General features: G+C 60.5%; 17 protein-coding genes. 10 read left to right on the forward strand and 7 right to left on the reverse strand.

The features are described 5' to 3' along the window. Positions 1-167: 167 nt before the first annotated feature. From mltG to fabD, 5 genes are all read right to left on the reverse strand, one after another. Positions 168-1,466 carry an endolytic transglycosylase MltG gene (gene mltG, locus ACP0KA_RS26315; RefSeq protein ID WP_424631905.1) on the reverse strand — a complete coding sequence of 433 codons (1,299 nt, stop codon included), beginning with the start codon at positions 1,464-1,466 and terminating at the stop codon, positions 168-170. A 343-nt stretch (positions 1,467-1,809) separates the two neighbouring features. Continuing rightward, positions 1,810-3,075, reverse strand: coding sequence for a beta-ketoacyl-ACP synthase II (gene fabF / locus ACP0KA_RS26320; protein WP_424631906.1), 1,266 nt, complete (start codon positions 3,073-3,075; stop codon positions 1,810-1,812). 97 nt (positions 3,076-3,172) lie between these two features. Beyond that, complete coding sequence (locus ACP0KA_RS26325) at positions 3,173-3,412, reverse strand: acyl carrier protein (RefSeq protein ID WP_006610957.1); 240 nt, start codon at positions 3,410-3,412, stop codon at positions 3,173-3,175. A gap of 406 nt (positions 3,413-3,818) precedes the next feature. Continuing rightward, entirely contained in the window at positions 3,819-4,556 is a 738-nt protein-coding gene (gene fabG / locus ACP0KA_RS26330) for a 3-oxoacyl-[acyl-carrier-protein] reductase (RefSeq protein WP_424631907.1), read from the reverse strand. 177 nt (positions 4,557-4,733) lie between these two features. Next, entirely contained in the window at positions 4,734-5,690 is a 957-nt protein-coding gene (fabD, locus tag ACP0KA_RS26335) for an ACP S-malonyltransferase (RefSeq protein ID WP_424631908.1), read from the reverse strand. A 414-nt stretch (positions 5,691-6,104) separates the two neighbouring features. On the opposite strand from fabD, the gene rpsF reads away from it, so the two are divergent. The 4 genes from rpsF to rplI all read left to right on the forward strand — a co-directional run bounded on the left by rpsF (position 6,105) and on the right by rplI (position 8,553). Beyond that, complete coding sequence (gene rpsF / locus ACP0KA_RS26340) at positions 6,105-6,554, forward strand: 30S ribosomal protein S6 (RefSeq protein WP_424631909.1); 450 nt, start codon at positions 6,105-6,107, stop codon at positions 6,552-6,554. Between the two features lie 5 nt (positions 6,555-6,559). Beyond that, positions 6,560-6,799: a 30S ribosomal protein S18 gene (gene rpsR, locus ACP0KA_RS26345; protein WP_002711478.1), complete on the forward strand. Its 240-nt coding sequence runs from the start codon at positions 6,560-6,562 to the stop codon at positions 6,797-6,799. A gap of 148 nt (positions 6,800-6,947) precedes the next feature. Next, complete coding sequence (locus tag ACP0KA_RS26350) at positions 6,948-7,907, forward strand: DUF2232 domain-containing protein (protein WP_424631910.1); 960 nt, start codon at positions 6,948-6,950, stop codon at positions 7,905-7,907. Between the two features lie 43 nt (positions 7,908-7,950). Then, entirely contained in the window at positions 7,951-8,553 is a 603-nt protein-coding gene (gene rplI / locus ACP0KA_RS26355) for a 50S ribosomal protein L9 (protein ID WP_424631911.1), read from the forward strand. A gap of 102 nt (positions 8,554-8,655) precedes the next feature. On the opposite strand, the gene ACP0KA_RS26360 is transcribed toward rplI, so the two are convergent. Then, positions 8,656-9,600, reverse strand: coding sequence for a hypothetical protein (locus ACP0KA_RS26360; protein ID WP_424631912.1), 945 nt, complete (start codon positions 9,598-9,600; stop codon positions 8,656-8,658). A 281-nt stretch (positions 9,601-9,881) separates the two neighbouring features. Between ACP0KA_RS26360 and ACP0KA_RS26365 the strand changes: the two genes are divergently transcribed. The 3 genes from ACP0KA_RS26365 to alr all read left to right on the forward strand — a co-directional run bounded on the left by ACP0KA_RS26365 (position 9,882) and on the right by alr (position 14,110). Beyond that, entirely contained in the window at positions 9,882-11,132 is a 1,251-nt protein-coding gene (locus tag ACP0KA_RS26365; protein ID WP_424631973.1) for a class I SAM-dependent methyltransferase, read from the forward strand. A 183-nt stretch (positions 11,133-11,315) separates the two neighbouring features. Continuing rightward, a complete protein-coding gene (locus ACP0KA_RS26370) occupies positions 11,316-12,812 on the forward strand; it encodes a replicative DNA helicase (RefSeq protein WP_424631913.1) in 1,497 nt (498 codons plus the stop codon). A 116-nt stretch (positions 12,813-12,928) separates the two neighbouring features. Further along, positions 12,929-14,110 carry an alanine racemase gene (gene alr, locus ACP0KA_RS26375; protein WP_424631914.1) on the forward strand — a complete coding sequence of 394 codons (1,182 nt, stop codon included), beginning with the start codon at positions 12,929-12,931 and terminating at the stop codon, positions 14,108-14,110. Between the two features lie 37 nt (positions 14,111-14,147). On the opposite strand, the gene ACP0KA_RS26380 is transcribed toward alr, so the two are convergent. Further along, positions 14,148-15,254 carry a hypothetical protein gene (locus ACP0KA_RS26380; protein WP_424631915.1) on the reverse strand — a complete coding sequence of 369 codons (1,107 nt, stop codon included), beginning with the start codon at positions 15,252-15,254 and terminating at the stop codon, positions 14,148-14,150. 246 nt (positions 15,255-15,500) lie between these two features. On the opposite strand from ACP0KA_RS26380, the gene radA reads away from it, so the two are divergent. From radA to purF, 3 genes are all read left to right on the forward strand, one after another. Continuing rightward, a complete protein-coding gene (gene radA, locus ACP0KA_RS26385) occupies positions 15,501-16,919 on the forward strand; it encodes a DNA repair protein RadA (RefSeq protein WP_424631916.1) in 1,419 nt (472 codons plus the stop codon). Positions 16,920-17,282: 363 nt separating this feature from the next. Next, entirely contained in the window at positions 17,283-17,930 is a 648-nt protein-coding gene (locus ACP0KA_RS26390) for a CvpA family protein (RefSeq protein ID WP_424631917.1), read from the forward strand. A gap of 41 nt (positions 17,931-17,971) precedes the next feature. Then, positions 17,972-19,474, forward strand: coding sequence for an amidophosphoribosyltransferase (gene purF / locus ACP0KA_RS26395; protein WP_424631918.1), 1,503 nt, complete (start codon positions 17,972-17,974; stop codon positions 19,472-19,474). Positions 19,475-19,485: the final 11 nt, after the last annotated feature.

Consider the following 19,485-nt stretch of genomic DNA (forward strand, 5'->3'; position numbering starts at 1 on the left):
CGTATCTTCGGCAAAAACTGAGCGCGTTGAGCTTGTCCCCGAAATCCAGCGGTGGCGCAAGCCTGATGGTCACGGCTGGCAGACGTCCTCCGAACCTAAAGCCCGCCACGAAGCGCGCTGCGCACTGAGGCGGACGCTAGATGCAGGGACACTAGCCGCGGCTTACGTCATTGGGCCTGAGGCTCGGCCTCTTCGGCCGGAGCCGTTTCCGGGTTGCGGGCCTGTTGGGTTCGCTTGCGATGCGAATTCGTCACAGCAGCACCACTCTTGCCCTTGGCCGCTTTGGGTGCAGCAGGCGCAGGTGAAGGCGCCGCAGGCGGTGCAGCAGGAGCAGACGTCCCAGCAGCCGCAGTCGGCGGATCATCCTGTTCGACCGTGTCGTTCTGTTGCTGGCGTTCCATCGCGCGGAGCTTGGCAACGCCCTTCTGGTGCTGGTCGTAGGTTTCCGTAAACGTATGGCCACCGGTGCCGTCAGCAACGAAGAACAGGTCGCGGGTGCGTGCAGGATTGGCGGTCGCCTCAAGGGACGCGCGTCCCGGATTGGCAATCGGCCCCGGCGGCAGGCCGTCAATCACATAGGTGTTGTAGGGCGATGGCTGGGTAATTTCGCTGCGCTTGATCGGTCGGCCAAGGGTCCCCTTGCCTCCGACCAGACCGTAGATGATCGTCGGATCCGACTGCAACTTCATGCGCTGACGCAAGCGATTGGTGTAGACGGCGGCGACGCGGCTGCGCTCGTCCGCTCTGCCGGTCTCTTTCTCGACGATTGATGCGAGAGTGACAAGCTGCTCAGGCGAGCGGACCGGAATGTCGGGACTGCGCCGCCCCCAGACCTCAGCGAGCACCCGTTTCTGCGCCTGCTGCATCCGCTGAATGACCTGATCGCGCGATGTTCCCCGTGGGAAGTTATAAGTGTCAGGCAACAAGGTTCCTTCGCGGGGTTGTTCCTTGAGAGAGCCCGTAAAAATATCGGTGTCCTGAATCCGGGCGACGATCTGTTCGGACGTCAAACCCTCGGGGATCGTGAAAGCGTGCTGCACGACCTTGCCTTCGACAATGGTATTGATGACATCGCGCAGGCTGGCGTTCTTCTGGAACAGGTATTCGCCGGATTTCAGACCCGAGTTTGCGTTGAGCGCATAAACGGCGCCAATAAAGGTCCAACGATCCGCGTCGATCACACCGGCACGTTTCAGCAGATCGCCGATGTCGGTTTTCCTGAAACCCTGCGGGATATTGACGACCTTGTCCTCGGTCAGCGGTCCCTGCGCTTCGATGGTCTTCTTGCCGTAAAAGAAGATGGCGCCGGCGGCCAACATCAGCAGCACCAGTAGCGTAAACACTGCATTGCCGATGATGACCAACGGATTGCGGGCGCGCTTGGAATGCTTCGGCGGCTGCGGGACCTGCTCGGGCTCAAGCGCTGCGCGCGGGCTCCGGGGCGAAATGGGCGGTCTCTGGCTCATGGAAGCAACCTAAATCCTGCAGGCTTTTTCGCCCTACGGCCTTGTAGTTTCAGGGTTATACGCGCGCCCGTGATAGAAATTATGTCCGAATACGGCAAAACAGTGGACACAGTTTTGCAGCCTTCTCTCCACTCCCAGTGGAGGTCTCCTTCGTAAGCCTCGCCCTAGTGGAGTGGATTTGACATTCGCTACCGACCTTGCAGCGAGTTCTGCAAGCGAATGTCAAATCCACTCCACTAGAAATTTATAGTTGCTAGTGGTCCCTTGATTCTAACATTCGCAGAGTGCCTGCCTAAAAGCGGGGCGAATGTTAGAATCGGACCCTAACTTCTCTTGAAAACGCTTAGTTTGCGATACGCCTGACAATCAGTGAAGCGTTAGTGCCTCCAAACCCGAAGGAGTTCGACAACGCCACGTTGATTTCGCGCGGACGGGCCTTGTTCGGAACCAGATCAATCGCCGTTTCGACCGAAGGATTGTCCAGATTGATGGTCGGCGGCGCGATATTATCGCGAATCGCGAGAATGCTGAAGATTGCCTCAATTGCACCGGCCGCGCCAAGCAGATGTCCTGTCGAAGACTTCGTCGAGGACATCGAAACCTGTGACGCTGCATTGCCAAGGAGGCGCTGAGCCGCGCCAAGTTCGATCTCGTCGCCGAGCGGCGTCGAAGTACCATGCGCGTTGATATAGTCGAGATCGGACGCTGTGATGCCGGCCCGTTTCATCGCCATGCTCATGCAGCGGAACGCACCGTCGCCGTCTTCCGCGGGCGCCGTGATGTGGTAGGCGTCGCCGGTCAGGCCATAACCGACGATCTCCGCATACATCTTTGCGCCGCGGCGTTTCGCGTGCTCGTATTCCTCGAGCACCAGAACACCCGCGCCCTCGCCCATCACGAAGCCATCGCGATCCTTGTCGTAAGGGCGCGATGCGATCGTCGGGTTATCGTTGTACTTCGTGGCCATGGCACGCAGTGCGCAGAAGCCGCCCATGGCGAGACGGTTGACAGCGGACTCCGCACCGCCTGCAACCATCACATCGGCATCGCCAAAAGCGATCAGACGGCTGGCGTCGCCGATCGCATGCGCGCCGGTCGAACACGCGGTCACGACCGCATGGTTGGGCCCTTTAAGCCCGTGATTGATGGAAACATAACCCGAGGCCAAATTGATCAGGCGTCCCGGGATGAAGAAGGGCGACAGCTTGCGCGGTCCACGCTCCTTGAGAATGACAGCCGCCTCGCCGATGCCCTCGATACCGCCGATACCGGAGCCGATCATGGTGCCGGTGGCACAGCGATCTTCCTCGGTGGCCGGATGCCAATTGGCGTCGTCGAGCGCCTGGGTCGCCGCAGCCATCGCAAAGACGATGAAGTCATCGACCTTGCGCTGCTCCTTTGGCTCCATCCACTGGTCAGCGTTGAAAGTGCCGTTGGTGCCATCGCCTCGTGGCACCATACACGCGATCTGACAGGTCAGATCCGATACATCGAACGCATCGATGCGCTTGGCGCCGCTCTCGCCGTTCAGAATGCGCTTCCAGGTCGGCTCTACGCCATTGGCAAGTGGCGAGACCATGCCCAAGCCTGTGACGACTACCCGCCTCATCATTCGCACTCCGCCTTCGTGTCGACGACACTATAACAGCAAGACGGCGGGTCGCTTGATTACAACCCGCCGCATGCAATCATGTCGCCTGCTGAAATCAGCTTTTCGCGTTCTTCTCGAGAAACTTCGTGGCGTCGCCAACGGTGAGAATCGTTTCCGCGGCATCGTCCGGAATCTCGCAACCGAATTCCTCTTCGAACGCCATCACGAGTTCGACCGTATCGAGGCTGTCTGCGCCGAGATCGTCGATGAAGCTTGCGTTGTCGACAACTTTCTCGGGCTCGACACCAAGGTGCTCGACCACGATCTTCTTAACTCGCTCGCCAATCTCACTCATCGTTCAACCTCGTGTTGTTCCATTAAACTCGACCGCAAAACGATACGAGCCATCGCGGTGCGTATAAGATTCATGTTGCCCCGCCGCATACCCGGACAGCCGCGCCGCAAGGGCGGCAGCCTCCGAAACAGCGGCAGGCGTTGCAAGGGCAATATACAGGCTTTGACGATCCTGCAATGGCGTTATTCCCCCGATGCGCATTCCGTAGAGGTGGTTACCCCGCTCTGCGAAACAGAATACGCACTTATCAACATATCTGAGCATTTTCTAACGGCAAACCGTCAGGATATCTGCCGGAAAATGCTCTGTGAACGTCGCTCGGTACCATACTTCCCAGGGCTTGACCACAGACCTCCGGAACGCACCCACAGGTCTGCAGAGCCACGGAAAAGAGGCCCCGAAAGCCTTAAATCATCGCCATCCCGCCATTGACGTGGATGGTCTGTCCGGTGACGTAGGCCGCCTCGTTGGAGGCGAGGTAAACCGCCGCCGCGGCAATATCGTCGGGTGTGCCAAGCCGCCCCGCCGGCACCTTGCCCAGGATACCTTCCCGCTGCTTTTCATTGAGCGCGTCAGTCATGGGCGTTGCGATAAAGCCGGGCGCAATACAATTGGCTGTCACATTTCGTCGCGCGTATTCCGCGCCCACCGACTTCATCATGCCGATCAAGCCCGCTTTCGACGCGGCATAGTTCCCTTGTCCGGCATTGCCGGTGACGCCGACGATGGACGTGATGGCGATGATTCGTCCGAACCGCTTGCGCATCATCAACTTGGTCGCAGCCCGAGCCAGCCGGAACGTCGCTGTCAAATTGACGTTGATCACGTCGTCCCAGTCTTCGTCGCGCAACTGCACGAAAAGATTGTCGCGCGTGATGCCGGCATTGGCGACGAGGATATCGACCTGCCCCATCGCTTTCTCTGCCGCCGGGACGAGCGCTTCGACGTCCTCGGCATTTGCGAGATTGCACGGAAGAACATGCACCCGATCCTTCAACTCACCTGCGAGTTTGTCCAGCGCTTCGCGCCGCGTCCCCGAGATAGAAACTGTCGCTCCCTGCCCATGCAGCGCGCGGGCAATCGCTCCACCGATGCCTCCGGTTGCTCCGGTGACAAGCGCCGACTTGCCAGTCAAATCAAACATACTGTTCTCCCTGGTACCCGCTTTCCGAAGTTCGTAACACGTCGCAGCACCCACTTGTCGAACTTCGGAAAGCAAAGGGTCCTAGCACAACTGAAATTCTAGTACCGCTTTCGATTTTAAAGTCCCTGTCGCGCGTTTGCCGAGAGCGATGCAGGACTTCAAATCGGCGGTACGAGATCACGCACGAGCGCTGTTAATTGCATCCTTCGCGGCAGCGATGTCACCCGGGCCGCCAACCGACACGCCGACAGCGCCGTCCGCAATGCGCTTGACCAGCCCCGACAGCACCTTGCCGGCGCCCACTTCGAGAAAACGCGTGACACCTTGTCCGGCCATATACGCAACGCTTTCGCGCCAACGCACGGTGCCGGTGACCTGCTCGATCAGGCGCTTGCGGATTTCATCCGGCTCGGTGATTGCAGTCGCCAGCACGTTCGACACCAGCGGCGCTTTGGGCTTGTTGATGGTGACGCCCGCCAACGCCTCCGCCATCGCATCGGCAGCAGGCTGCATCAGGCGGCAATGGAAGGGAGCCGAGACCGGCAGCAACATGGCGCGCTTCGCGCCCTTGGTCTTGGCGATCTCCAGCGCGCGTTCAACGGCAGCTTTGTCACCCGACACGACCACCTGCCCACCGCCATTGTCATTGGCTGCCTGGCAAACTTGTCCCTGCGCCGCCTCTTCGGCCACCGCAACGGCTGCCTCGTAGTCGAGACCAAGCAATGCTGCCATGGCACCGACGCCGACAGGGACGGCCTTTTGCATGGCGAGGCCGCGCATGCGCAGCAGCCGGGCAGTATCGCTGATGGAAAAACTGCCTGCCGCCGCCAGCGCAGAATATTCTCCGAGCGAATGCCCCGCGACGAACGCAGCATCCCGCGCCACGTCGATACCTGCCTCTGTCTCCAGCACGCGAAGCGTTGCCACTGACACCGCCATCAGAGCCGGCTGGGCGTTCTCGGTCAGTTGCAGCGTTTCCGCCGGGCCTTCCCAAATGATGGCCGTCAGCTTCTGGCCCAGAGCTGCGTCCACCTCGTCGAAAACGGCACGGGCGGCAGGAAATTCATCCGCCAAGGCCTTGCCCATACCGACGGTTTGCGATCCCTGCCCCGGGAAGGTAAATGCTGCTGTCATGGAGGTCCCCAAAAAGATGGGTGGTAAGACACCGCCCGGGCCACCAGTGTCAAGCTGCGGTGCGGCGGAGCCACAACTGGTTGCGCCCCAAATGGTCCCGGAACACCAATCTGGAACCGTCCGGGAACGCCTTATATGGGCAAAATCCTGACTTTCGGCCGAAAATACCTGCTGTTTTCCTTGCCAAGCCAGGCAAAATCCTTATAACCGCGCCATCCGTGGATCCCGGCCGGGAGCTGAACGGACGGTCGTATCTCAATCAAACCACATCGGTATTCCTTATGTGCTTGATCGAAGCGGCAGGGCCAGTCGGCCCGTCGTCCCGTGCTTCCGCCTTCTGAGCAGATCGAGTCCTTTCCGAAGGTCTCGAAGGGCTTGCCGCCAGGAACCGCGCTAACTTTGGAAAGGACAGCCATGCCTCTGTATGAGCATGTATTTCTCGCGCGTCAGGACGCGAGTGCACAGCAAGTCGAAGAACTCGCCACCCAGCTCACCGGTGTGATCGAAGGTTTGGGCGGCAAGGTCACCAAGACCGAGAATTGGGGCGTGCGCTCCCTCACCTACCGCATGAACAAGAATCGCAAAGCGCATTTCATGATGTTCAACATCGACGGCCCCGCAGCGGTGGTCGCCGAAATCGAGCGTCAGGAACGCATCAACGAAGACGTTATCCGTTATTTGACCGTCCGCGTCGATGAGCTGGAAGAAGGTCCTTCCGCCATGATGCGCAAGGCCGAACGTGACCGCGAAGAGCGCGGTGGCGGCGGCTTCCGCGGCGATCGCGAAGGCGGTGGCTTCCGTGGTGATCGCGGTGATCGTGGCCCACGCCGGCCGCGTGACGATGAAGCAGCGGTTGAGGAGTAAGAATCATGGCTGAAGCAGGTGCACGCCGTCCGTTCTTCCGTCGCCGCAAGACGTGCCCGTTCACGGGTCCGAACGCGCCGAAGATCGACTACAAGGATTCGAAGCTGCTGATGCGTTACGTGTCCGAGCGCGGCAAGATCGTGCCGAGCCGTATCACGGCCGTTTCCGCAAAGAAGCAACGTGAACTCGCCCGCGCCATCAAGCGCTCGCGCTTCCTCGGTTTGCTGCCTTACGTGATCCGCTAATTACGCTTTTGACAAACGCGCGGCTTCCGCGCGTTTGTCTCTATTCTAGACGTTAGACGTTTTATTCTCATAACACTTTGGGATCGTCCCAAGGTGGATGGTTGGGGTTCAGCGAACCTCTAACCGCTCGAAAGGAGCGGGACAGCTGATGATGACAGGCATTCTTATCGCATTGGCGGCCGGCCTCGCGTCGGCATTGATGTTCGCGTCGATCATTTCGGGCGCGGTGATTTCGCTTGTCTTGTTTTATCTCGCTCCCCTTCCCTTGATGGTTGCAGCTTTGGGTTGGGGGTCCGCGACTGCGTTGATCGGAAGCATTACAGCAGCGCTGGGCCTCGGCGCCCTGTTCGGCTTTCCCTACATGGCGGCCTTTGCCATCACCGTTGCGCTTCCGGCCTGGTGGCTCGGCCATCTCAGCCTGCTGGCGCGCCCGGTCTCTGAAGATCCTCAACTCGCAGGGCTCGCCCCGGGACTGGACTGGTATCCGACTGGGCGAGTTCTGCTCTGGATAGCCATTTTTGCGGTGATCACGACGATCAGCGCGCTGCTCACACTGGGCACCGACGAGACGTCCATCAACGGTGCGCTCCGCCGCGGTTTGATGCGCGTTCTCGGCACACGCAGTGAATCTGCAGGCGATAGCGGGCGTATGGTCGATGCGCTGGTGGTGCTTGCGCCCGCCGCGGCCACCCTGATCGCCATGATCACCTTGACTCTCAATCTATGGCTCGCCGCCAAGGTCACATCGACATCAGGCCGGCTGCGCCGTCCATGGCCCGACCTGCGCACCACCACCCTGCCGACCATGACGATCGGGGCATTGATCGTTGTCGTGATGCTCTGTTTTGTCGGCGGGCTGGTCGCAATGGGCGCGCAGATCGCAAGCTCGGCACTGCTGATGGCTTACGCCATGACCGGCTTTGCGGTGCTTCACACCCTCACTCAAACGTTTTCGGGCCGCGCATTCGTGCTCGGCGCCGCTTATGCCGCAACACTGTTCATCGGCTGGCCCCTGATCGCCATGATCAGCCTTGGTCTTGCGGACGCGGTGTTCGGAATCCGACGAGCTTATTGGACCAAGCACGGGCCACCCGCGCCGACGTCCTGACGTTCAACATCAACTTCAACCAACACATCAACGGAGAACTGAAATGGAAGTCATTTTGCTGGAGCGCGTCGCCAAGCTTGGCCAGATGGGCGAAGTGGTAAAGGTCAAGGACGGGTTTGCCCGTAACTACCTGCTGAAGCGCAACAAGGCGCTGCGCGCCACCAAGGAAAATCGCGAGAAGTACGACGGCATGAAGGCCGACCTCGAGGCCAAGAACATTCAGGCCAAGGGCGAAGCCACCAAGGTTGCCGAGAAGATCGATGGCCGCAACGTCGTCGTCCTGCGTCAGGCATCGGAAACCGGTCAGCTCTACGGTTCGGTGTCGGTGCGCGACATCATGGCCGCGTTCGAAGCCGACGGCGTCTCGATCAGCCGTCAGCAGGTTCTGCTCGACGCACCGATCAAGACGATCGGCCAGCACACCATCACCATCGCTGTGCATCCGGAAGTCGAGGTGAACGTGTCCGTCACCGTGGCCCGCAGCGAAGCGGAAGCCGAGCGCATCAACCGCGGCGAAGACGTCAACAGCCGCCAGGAAGATCGCGATGCCGCCGCTGAGGCGATCGCCGCCGCCGGCGAGTTCTTCGATCCGGAAGCTGCCGACAATCAGGGCGAGCAGGAAGAAGCTCCGGCCGACGAGAAATAAGATCAGGCGCGAGCCACTTGCACAGAAAGAAAGGCCCGGTCTCATGCGAGACCGGGCCTTTTCCTTTGAGATGTCGCTTCAGACGCTACGCCAACCGCCCCATCACTTAGACGCGGGAGGGGTCGGATCGCCCGAGGGCACGGCGGCCGGCGGCGGTGTTGGCACCGACCCCATGTCAATGGTCAGAGGCCGATTGGGATTGTCTTCCACCGGCTTTGGTGGCGGTGCTGCTGCTGGCGGTGCCACAGCCGGCGGTGCCACAGTTGCAGCGTCAGGGCCTTTCTCAGGCTCCTTTGGAGCAGCCGGCGTCACAGCCGGTGCAGGATCAGGCTTTGCTTCAACCGAAGGTGCAGCCTCCTCCCGCTTTGGCGCTTCCGTGGCTGAAGGCGCGCCTTTGGCGCTCTCGCTCTTTTCAGGCTCGGCCTTCGGTGGCTCGGCCTTCGGAGGCTCTTCCTTGGGCGCCTCATGCCGTGCATCGATCTTGGGCGGCTCATCCTTCGCCGGCCGGCCCTTGGTGGCCTTTTGCTTGCCTTTGTGTCGCGCGGAGGGGTGCTCTGGCGGAGGAGCCTCAGCTGCCCCATCAGGTGGAGCGCCCGCCCCTTCCTGCGGACCTTCCGCATCGGCCGGCCTGGTCGTCTCCCGCGTATGCGGCTTGCGTCCCTTGGCAGCACGCTCCCGCTCCTGAACCGCCCGCTCCGGGCCGGGTTCTGCAGAGGGCCTCGGTCCGCTTTTGGCTTCCTGGCCTTGCCGGGTCAAATTCCCCCCGCCCACAGGCGCGTTGGCAGCCCCATTGGACAATACGTAGGCACTCATGGCGGACGCCATGTCCGTGCTCGTCGTGTAGTGCTGTCGCAAGAAACCCGGCAGAGACCCCGGCCCTACGGACTTCAACAGCCCTCGCGGGCTTTTATGGCACAAGGAACAGGTGCTGGAGAAAATCTGGCCGGGAGATTTTCCGGCTTCGAGGTTTTGCGCCTCTGCAGGAATTGCCGCGAAATAACCGAGCACAACAGTCACCGCCGCCAAAATGAGCGCTCGGCTCAACATTCCAAATCTCCAGATACAAATCGCGTTGGACTCAACTGCCCACCCCGCATGTGGTCACCTTTAGCGGATTGTGCCGCGAATGGAAGCGCCCAGTGTAAGTCCATTTTTTGTTCACCCGATATTCGATTTGAGTGTTGCCAATCGGTTTCCCGACCATGGTGAAAACGCAGATCAGCCCTCCATCGGACCACTTGGTCTGAAATTGCGATTGAAACTGTTCCAAAAAATACCCACCATAGGAGTGCTGGGGGCGACTGCTTGGATCATTGGACATGCGTTCGATGGATCATTTGCTGAAGTTCTTCTTGGGCCAATTCATCCGAAGGGGCTCCGTTACCTTCACAACGTCGACAGGAACCAAGTTTACCTGTGGCGACGGGACTGGCCGGCCGGTGGCCGTGAGGTTCACGACAGCAGCCGCCGAACGGCACCTGCTGCTCGATCCGGAACTCGCGCTCGGCGAGATCTACATGGACGGCGACTTCATCGTCGAACAGGGCTCGATCGCGGATGTCCTGGCGATTGTACTGGACCAGCCCGACATGCTGCCGCGATGGTCCAAAGCACAATGGTGGCTGCGCTACCTGATCAGGCACTGGCAGCAATTCAATCCACCCTCACGCTCAAAGCGGAACGTGGCATCGCATTACGATCTGGACGGGCGGCTCTATCGCCTCTTCCTCGATGCGGACATGCAGTACAGCTGCGCCTATTTCGAGACACCGGACGCAACGCTCGATGACGCACAGCTTGCCAAGAAGCGGCATCTCGCAGCGAAGCTTTTGGTCCAGCCCCACCACCGCATCCTTGATATCGGCTGCGGCTGGGGCGGACTTGGCCTCTATCTGGCAGACATGACCGGTGCGGATGTCACCGGTGTTACCCTATCGGAAGAACAATTGGGCGTCGCAAATGCGCGCTCAAGTGAACTTGGGCTTAGCGACCGGGCAAAATTCCGCCTGCAGGATTATCGCGACACCCCGGGACAGTTCGACCGTATCGTTTCGGTGGGTATGTTCGAACATGTCGGCGTCGACTATTACGACACTTACTTCAAGCGATGCGCCGAACTCCTCAAAGACGACGGCGTCATGGTGCTTCACTCCATCGGACGTTCCGAAGGACCGGGCATCACAAATCCGTGGATCGCGAAATACATTTTCCCCGGCGGCTACATTCCGGCGGTCTCGGAAGTGTTACCTGCTGTCGAGCGCGCGGGATTGCTGGTTGACGATATCGAAATTCTCCGGCTGCACTATGCCGAAACGCTTAAAGCCTGGCGTGAGCGCTTCCTTGCCCGCCGCGAGGAAGCCGCCAAACTTTACGACGAGCGTTTTGTGCGGATGTGGGAATTCTATCTCGCCTGTTCTGAAATGTCGTTCCGCAAACAGAACGTTATGGTGATGCAGATTCAACTCAGCAAACGTCAGGGCGTGGTTCCCATCACGCGCGACTATATGATCCGCGAGGAAGCTCGCCTCAGGGCCGTCGAGGCTTCGAAAGGTCCGATCCTGCGTCTGGCTGGAGAGTAGTTCCGTATTAAGGCTGCTGCGCGCGGCGGGCTTCGTCAAGCCCGGCGATAAAGAGATTTTGACCGCTTTATTGCTTGTGTGAATCGTGCATAAGACCGGGGAGCGCTTTCTCCCGGCCAAGCTGCAGTGCGAGATAGATGCCGCCGCCCAGCATCCGCCGGAAAGAAAGTATACTTCATCGCGATGGCTTCTCCTGATTCGAACATTGTGAAGCTCACCCCCGATGCCGGCGCCCCGGCCTATCGGACAGCTCCCCATAATATTGAGGCTGAGCAAGGCCTTCTCGGAGCGATGCTGGTCAACAATGACGCGTTTTATCGCGTATCGGACTTCCTCGAGCCGAAGCATTTCTTCGAGCCGATCCATCAGTTGATCTTTGAAACCGCAGCCAGCCTCATTCGCGCCGGCAAGGTGGCCACGCCCGTCACGCTGAAAACGTTCGTTCCCGCCGAGACCGACATCGGCGGCATGACGGTGGCTCAGTATCTTGCGCGGCTCGCGGCTGAAGCAACGACGATCATCAACGCACAAGACTACGGACGTACGGTTTACGACCTGTCGCAGCGGCGCGACCTGATCCGCATCGGCGAAGACATGGTCAATGTCGCTTTCGATGCGCCAGTTGACTTCGCACCACGCGCACAGATCGAAGACGCCGAGCGCAAACTCTATGATCTCGCGGAGTCAGGCCGATATGATGGCGGGTTCCAGAAATTCTCGCAGGCCCTCGCCGTCGCCGTCGACATGGCTGCGAACGCGTATAGCCGCGACGGCAATCTGTCGGGGCTGGCGTCCGGTTTGCGCGACATGGACGCCAAGATGGGCGGACTGCAGTCTTCCGACTTGATTGTTCTCGCCGGCCGTCCGGCTATGGGTAAAACCGCGCTGGCAACCAACATCGCCTACAACGTCGCCAAGAACTGGCAGGGCGAGATCCAGGCTGACGGCACGATGAAATCCGTCAATGGCGGGATCATCGGCTTCTTCTCGCTCGAAATGTCGGCAGAACAGCTGGCCACACGTATTTTGGCGGAGCGAACCGGGATTTCATCGAGCATGATCCGCCGCGGCGGCATCAGCGAGGCCGATTTCGATACGATCCGCGAACACTCGATCGAACTGCAGAACCTGCCCTTCTATGTCGACGACACGGGCGGTCTGTCGATTTCGCAGCTTACCGCGCGCGCCCGACGGCTGAAGCGGCAGAAGGGTCTCGATCTTCTGATCATCGACTACATCCAGCTGCTGTCCGGCTCGGGCAAACGATCCGACAACCGCGTGCAGGAAATCACCGAAATCACCACCGGCCTCAAGGCGCTCGCGAAGGAATTGGCCGTTCCAATTATCGCACTGTCCCAGTTGTCGCGTCAGGTTGAAAATCGCGAGGACAAGCGTCCCCAACTTGCAGACCTTCGCGAATCCGGATCGATCGAGCAGGACGCCGACGTCGTGCTGTTCGTGTACCGCGAAGAATATTACCTGCAGAGCAAGGAACCACGTCCGGGGACGCCGGAGCACGAGAAGTGGCAGCTCGACATGTCACTGGTTCACGGCAAGGCCGAAGTCATCATCGGCAAGCAGCGTCACGGCCCGACGGGCACGATTGACCTGCAGTTCGACGCAAGCGTGACGCGCTTCGGCGATTTGGCCCAGGATGCCCAGTTGCCGCATCAGCGCTAGCCTAGCCAATACAGATTGAACCGCCCGAGGGGCCCGCGTATTGTGCGGTTCAATTGATGAGCGGAGACGGCGCGCGCTGTTTTGCGCGCAGGAATTCGAGCCAAAATTTCAAAGCCATGGACCGCCTTTCCGACACGCCACAGACAGCCGCCAATTCAGCCGCGACGCTCGCAGTTGATCCGGTGACGATGACGACGACCACGGGCATCCTCACCATCGATCTCGACGCCATCGTCGCCAACTGGACCAGGCTCAAGAGCCAAGGCGTCCCGGCGGAATGTGCAGCTGTGGTCAAGGCTGACGCTTACGGTTGCGGGATCACGCCGGTCACTCGCGCGCTTTGGAAGGCGGGTTGCAGAACCTTCTTCGTCGCAACGCTCGACGAGGCGCGTGCCGTTCGCGACGTCGCGCGCACCGCCGTCATCTACGTGCTGGATGGCTTCTTTCCGAACTCCGGCCCGACATTCGCAGAAATCGACTGCCGCCCTGTCATTGGCGATGCGACGGAATTCGCCGAGTGGGAATCTCTGCGAAAGATCACCGGCCGGCAGAACGCAGCCGCTATTCACATCGATACGGGAATGAATCGGCTCGGTTTCTCAATTGCCGAAGCTGAGGCCCTGTTGCCGCGCATTCACGCAGGTAACCACGGCATCACACTGGTGATGAGTCATCTGGCCAATGCCGAGCTTCTTGGCGACCCCATGAACGGGCGGCAGGTCGCAGCATTCAGGGATATCGCGTCGCGCTTCTCGGGCGTGGCGGCCTCCCTCTCCAATTCATCCGGCATCTTTCTCGGATCACAATTCCATTTCGACGTGCTGCGTCCGGGTGCGGCGCTTTACGGCGTCAATCCGACGCCGGAAGCCGACACGCCGATGCTGCCTGTCGTGAATTTGAAGGCGAGGATTGCGCAGATCCGGCAAATCGAGCGCGGGCAAACCGTCGGCTATGGCGCGACATGGACAGCCCGGCGGCCGACGCGGCTCGCCATCGTGACCGCCGGCTACGCCGACGGCTATTTCCGTGCCGCGGGGAGCGTCGATAACCGGCGCGGAGCAGAAGCCGTCGTCGCCGGCAAGCGTTGTCCTATCGCCGGTCGCATTTCCATGGACCTGCTCGCGATCGATATTACCGACGTTCCGCCTCATGCCGTCCGGCGTGGTCACATGGCCACGCTGATTGGCGACGGCATCACTGTCGACCATCTCGCGCATCATGCCGGCACCATCGGCTACGAGGTGCTGACGAACCTCGGCAGGCGCTTCACGCGCGTGTATGTCGGCGAGGCGGATTAACCGCCCTGCCTCGTGGCGTGGATTTGGCTAGACCGCATTATTGCGCGGTTCGTTTCTTCAGGACCATGTTGCCGGTCAGCAGGAATTTCTGAGCCCGCTTCCCATTATCCACTTCCGTTGTGTAGACGTTGCCCTTGGAGTCCAGTGCAAGATTGTGGATCCAGTGGAAGTCGCCCGCCATGCGGCCGTTCCGGCCGAAACGGCCGACGATCTCACCGGTATCGCGCACCAGTGTTCGAACTTCATTGTTGGCGCCGTCGGCGTTGAGCAGAAACGTCTCGTTGGCGTCCGGCCAGATTTCCAGATCCCACACCGAGCCATTCGCCAAGGTGTTCTTCTCGACGAACATTTCCTTCACGAAAGTCCCGTCCTTCTTGAACACCTGAATGCGGTCGTTCTGCCGGTCGCAGACATAAACGAGACCGTCCTGCGCGATGCGCACGCAATGCACCGGATTGCCAAACTGCTGTGATGGCGCGGCGGCAGGCGTGTACGCAGGCAACTTCTCGTCGGTCGGCGGTTTGCCGTACGCGCCCCACATGCGCTTGAACGCACCGGTCTCGCTGTCGAAGACGATGACGCGGTGATTGTAGTAACCGTCGGCCACATAAAGTTCGTGGGCGGCCGTATCGACGGTCATGTTGGCGGGCCGGCCGAGACGCGTCGTGTCCTTGCTGTCCGTCTGCGGGCCGGACTTGCCGATCTGCATTACGAATTTGCCGTCACGGGTGAATTTGAGGATCATCCCGTCGGTTTCGCCATTTCCGGCAAGCCAGACGAAGCCCTTGCTGTCGATATAGATGCCGTGTTCGTTGGCGGGCCAATCGAAGCCCTCCCCCTTGCCGCCCCAGGCCTTGATCAGATTTCCTCCCTGATCGAATTCCATGACCGGCGGGGCCGGAACGCAGCATTTGCTCCGTGGCGGTGTCAGGCTTGCGGCTTTCTCATCGTCGGTCAGCGTGCGCGGACGCTGTACCACCCAGATATGATCGTCGGCATCCACAGCGACACCTGCCGCCTGCCCCATGATCCAGTTGTTCGGTAACGGCTTCGGCCATTGTGGGTCGACCTGGAATTTCGGCGCGTCGGCCGCGTGAACCGCGGTGGCGACAACAAGACCTGCGAGCGCAACGATCCATCTCATAACGTTACTCCCTAGTGCCGCGTCGAGCCGTCAGCAGTGATCGGTCATGCGCGGTCGTTGTTTGATTTGTTGAGGTGGTTGGAAGCGAAGAATGACGCGGAAGACTCCCTATCGTTATGCAAGGCACAGGATAGGCGCATCTGTCGGTCATCCGCTATCGACGACGGTGCGAATTCGGTTGACTTTCAGAAAGCAATTGTGAACAAAAGAGGAACGCAAATCCCAGCCGCACTGAGTCTCAAGTTCATGGCGAAAAACGCCCTCTCCTTCGTCTGCCAGAATTGCGGCTCCGCCTACAACAAGTGGCAAGGCAAGTGCGAATCCTGCGGCGAGTGGAATACGCTCGCGGAGGAAGACGTCTCCGGCGTGACCACCATGCCGGCGAACCTACGCCCCAAGCGCAAGGGCCGGCTTTTCAAGCTGGAGACGTTGACCGGCTCCAGCCCCGACGCGCCGCGGCTACCGTCCGGCATGGGCGAACTTGATCGCGTCACCGGCGGCGGCTTTGTGCGCGGCTCGGTGCTGCTGGTCGGCGGCGATCCCGGCATCGGTAAGTCGACACTGCTGACCCAGGCCACCAGCCTGCTCGCGCGGGCGGGACATCGCGCTGTCTATATTTCAGGTGAAGAAGCCGTCGCGCAGGTGAGGCTCCGCGCGGCGCGACTGGGACTGGCAGACGCCGCCGTTCAGCTCGCCGCGGAAACCTCGGTCGAGGATATCATTGCAACGCTGTCGGAAGGCACGCCGCCGCGCCTGGTGGTGATCGACTCGATCCAGACCATGTGGACCGACACTGTCGAGTCCGCGCCGGGCACCGTGACGCAGGTGCGGGCATCCGCGCAGGCGCTGATCCGGTTTGCCAAGAAATCCGGCACGGCCCTGATCCTGGTTGGTCACGTCACCAAGGATGGACAGATCGCCGGTCCACGGGTGGTCGAGCACATGGTCGACGCGGTGCTGTCGTTCGAAGGCGAAGGCTCGCAGCAGTTTCGTATCCTGCGCTCGATCAAGAACCGCTTCGGTCCGACCGACGAAATCGGTGTGTTCGAGATGACCGGGCTCGGCTTGCGCGAAGTGATGAATCCTTCGGAGCTGTTCTTGTCGGAGCGCGATCTCGGCAGTCCCGGTACCGCGGTGTTCGCCGGCATGGAAGGGACACGGCCGGTGCTTGTCGAATTGCAGGCGCTCGTCGCCCCGACCTCGCTCGGCACGCCGCGGCGCGCGGTGGTGGGATGGGATTCCAGCCGGCTCTCGATGGTGCTGGCCGTGCTGGAGGCCCATTGCGGGGTCAAGCTCTCGGGCCACGACGTCTACCTCAACGTCGCCGGCGGTCTGCGCATTCAGGAGCCGGCGGCCGATATGGCCGCGGCAGCGGCTCTGGTGTCGTCGCTGGTCAACGCGCAGTTGCCGGTGGATGCGGTCTATTTCGGAGAAATATCCCTCTCCGGTTCGGTTCGCCCTGTCGCCCAAACCTCCGCACGTCTCAAGGAAGCCGCCAAGCTCGGCTTCGGCCGGGCTGTCCTCCCCGAAACCACACGCGGCGAACCGGGTGGCGATGCAGGCTTGTCGATCAACAGCGTCGGTTCACTCACCTCGCTGGTGGCGGACATCGCGGCCCGTGGGCGGAAGGGACAGCCTCGCTCTGAAAGCAATGACAACGACTAGGTCGCGGGCTATCGTCCAAGGCCGGTTCCCATCGCGCCAGAAAGCCACAGCCGCGAAGAAATCGAACCTGATGCCCGGATTCGGCGGCGAAGACTGACAAAGCGCGGATGACGTCCGTAAGATCCGCGGTTATACAACCATCACTTGGCTGCGTTCCCCGCCCCAATCCATCAAAACGCGTCACCAAAGAAACTGTCCATTAAGCTCAACGGACGATCCCCGGGAACGACGTGGTTTTGACTGTGATGTGTGGTTTTTGCGGGTTCCGTGACCTTGCGGGACATGGCATATGGCCTTCACCTAATCGACGTGACGATGAGCTGATTCGCCACCTCGACCTGATCACCGGGACCTGACTGACCGATGCCGATAACGCTTCTCGACATTATCGTTCTTGCCGTGATGCTGCTGTCGGGACTCTTGGCCATGATCCGGGGTTTCATGCGCGAAATCCTGTCGATCGCCGCATGGGGCACCGCTGCCCTGACCACGCTTTACGCCTATCAAAAGCTGCTTCCGAGCGCCAAAGCCTACTTCAACAACGATACGATCGCGACCGTCGCCGTGGTCGCCGGTGTGTTCATCCTCACATTGATCGTCGTTTCGATCATCACCGTGCGCATATCAGACATGATCCTCGACTCGCGGATCGGCGCGCTCGACCGCACGTTAGGCTTCCTTTTTGGCCTCGCTCGGGGACTGTTGATCATGGTCGTGGCCTTCCTGTTCTTTGTCTGGCTGGTGCCCGACAAACAACAGCCTGAATGGGTGCGTAACGCCAAGTCGCGCGTGATGCTGCAAGGAACCGGCGATTGGCTGATGTCGCTCTTGCCGGATGACCCCGAGAACACCATCTTGAAGAGGTTCAAGAAAAAAGGCGATGAGGACCAGCAGACGGATGCTGCTCCTGATCAGCGTTCGACGGCGGCGGCAGGTAACGACGGTGGGTATGCGAAATCGGCCCGCGACGGGCTCAAACAGTTGATCGACGGCAAGGCGGCAGGGCGTTGATCCCTGTCCGGCAGCCACACATTCAAGGTGCGGTGGACCATATGAACGGCCAATCCAGCAATTCCGATACGCCCGACAACTACGACCGCGATCTGGACCTGCATGGAGACGGCGACACGCTACGCGAAGAATGCGGCGTGTTCGGGATCTACGGCCACCCCGAAGCGGCAGCGATTACAGCGCTCGGTCTTCATGCCCTCCAACATCGCGGCCAGGAAGCTGCCGGCATCGTCTCTTTCGACGGTCAGCGCTTTCACTCCGAGCGCCGGCTTGGCCTCGTCGGTGATGCCTTCTCCCGCGCCGAAGTCATCAATCGTCTGCCCGGCTCCAGTGCCGTCGGGCACGTCCGCTATTCCACCACAGGCGGAACCATTCTCCGCAATGTGCAACCCTTATTCGCTGAACTGAACGCCGGCGGCTTCGCCGTCGCGCACAACGGCAATCTCACCAATGGCCTGACGCTGCGCCGTGAACTGGTGCGCTATGGCGGCATCATGCAGTCGACCACCGATACCGAGGTGATCCTGCATCTCGTTGCGCAATCCAAGCGCAGCCGGTTCATCGAGCGCTATATCGAAGCGCTGCGCACGATCGAGGGTGCCTATGCGCTGGTATCGCTCACCAACAAGAAGCTGATCGGCGCGCGTGACCCGCGCGGTATTCGTCCGCTCGTACTCGGTGAGCTTGATGGCTGCCCGATCCTGACCTCCGAGACCTGTGCGCTCGACATCATCGGGGCGAAATACGTCCGTGATGTCGAACCCGGCGAGATCATCGTGTTCGACGAGAAGGGCCAGGAAATTCACAAGCCGTTCCCACCGGTGCCTCCGCGCCCCTGTATCTTCGAATACATTTACTTCGCCCGTCCGGATTCCATCGTCGGCGGGCGTTCGGTCTATGAAGTCCGTAAAGCGTTCGGCGCACAGCTTGCCCAGGAGAGCCACGCGGATATCGACGTCGTGGTACCGGTACCGGACTCCGGCGTGCCGGCTGCCGTCGGCTACAGTCAGGCTTCGGGCGTCCCGTTCGAACTCGGCATCATCCGCAACCACTATGTCGGCCGCACCTTCATTCAGCCCAGCCAGAGCGTTCGCGAACTCGGCGTTCGGATGAAACACGCCCCGAACCGTGCAGCGATCGAAGGCAAGCGCATCATCCTGATCGACGATTCACTGGTCCGCGGCACCACCTCGAAGAAGATCGTCCGCATGATGCGCGATGCGGGTGCACGCGAGGTGCACTTCCGTCTCGCCTCGCCCCAGATCATCCATCCCGATTATTACGGCATCGATCTTCCGGATCGTGGCGGCCTTCTGGCCGCGAGCCATAGCATCGAGGAAATGCGCGATATCATCGGCGCGGACTCGCTGGCGTTCCTGTCGATCGACGGCATGTACCGCGCCATGGGTGAACCGGGCCGCGATCCTGCCAATCCGAAGTTCTCGGATCACTGCTTCACCGGCGATTATCCGACGCCCCTCACCGATCAGAGCCAGGTCGAGCAAAACCAGCACCAGCTGTCGCTCCTCGCGGAAGCCAGCTGAGAACTCGCATT

Origin of the sequence: Bradyrhizobium sp. SYSU BS000235 (assembly GCF_049747295.1) — a bacterium.
Classification (GTDB): Bacteria; Pseudomonadota; Alphaproteobacteria; order Rhizobiales; family Xanthobacteraceae; genus Afipia.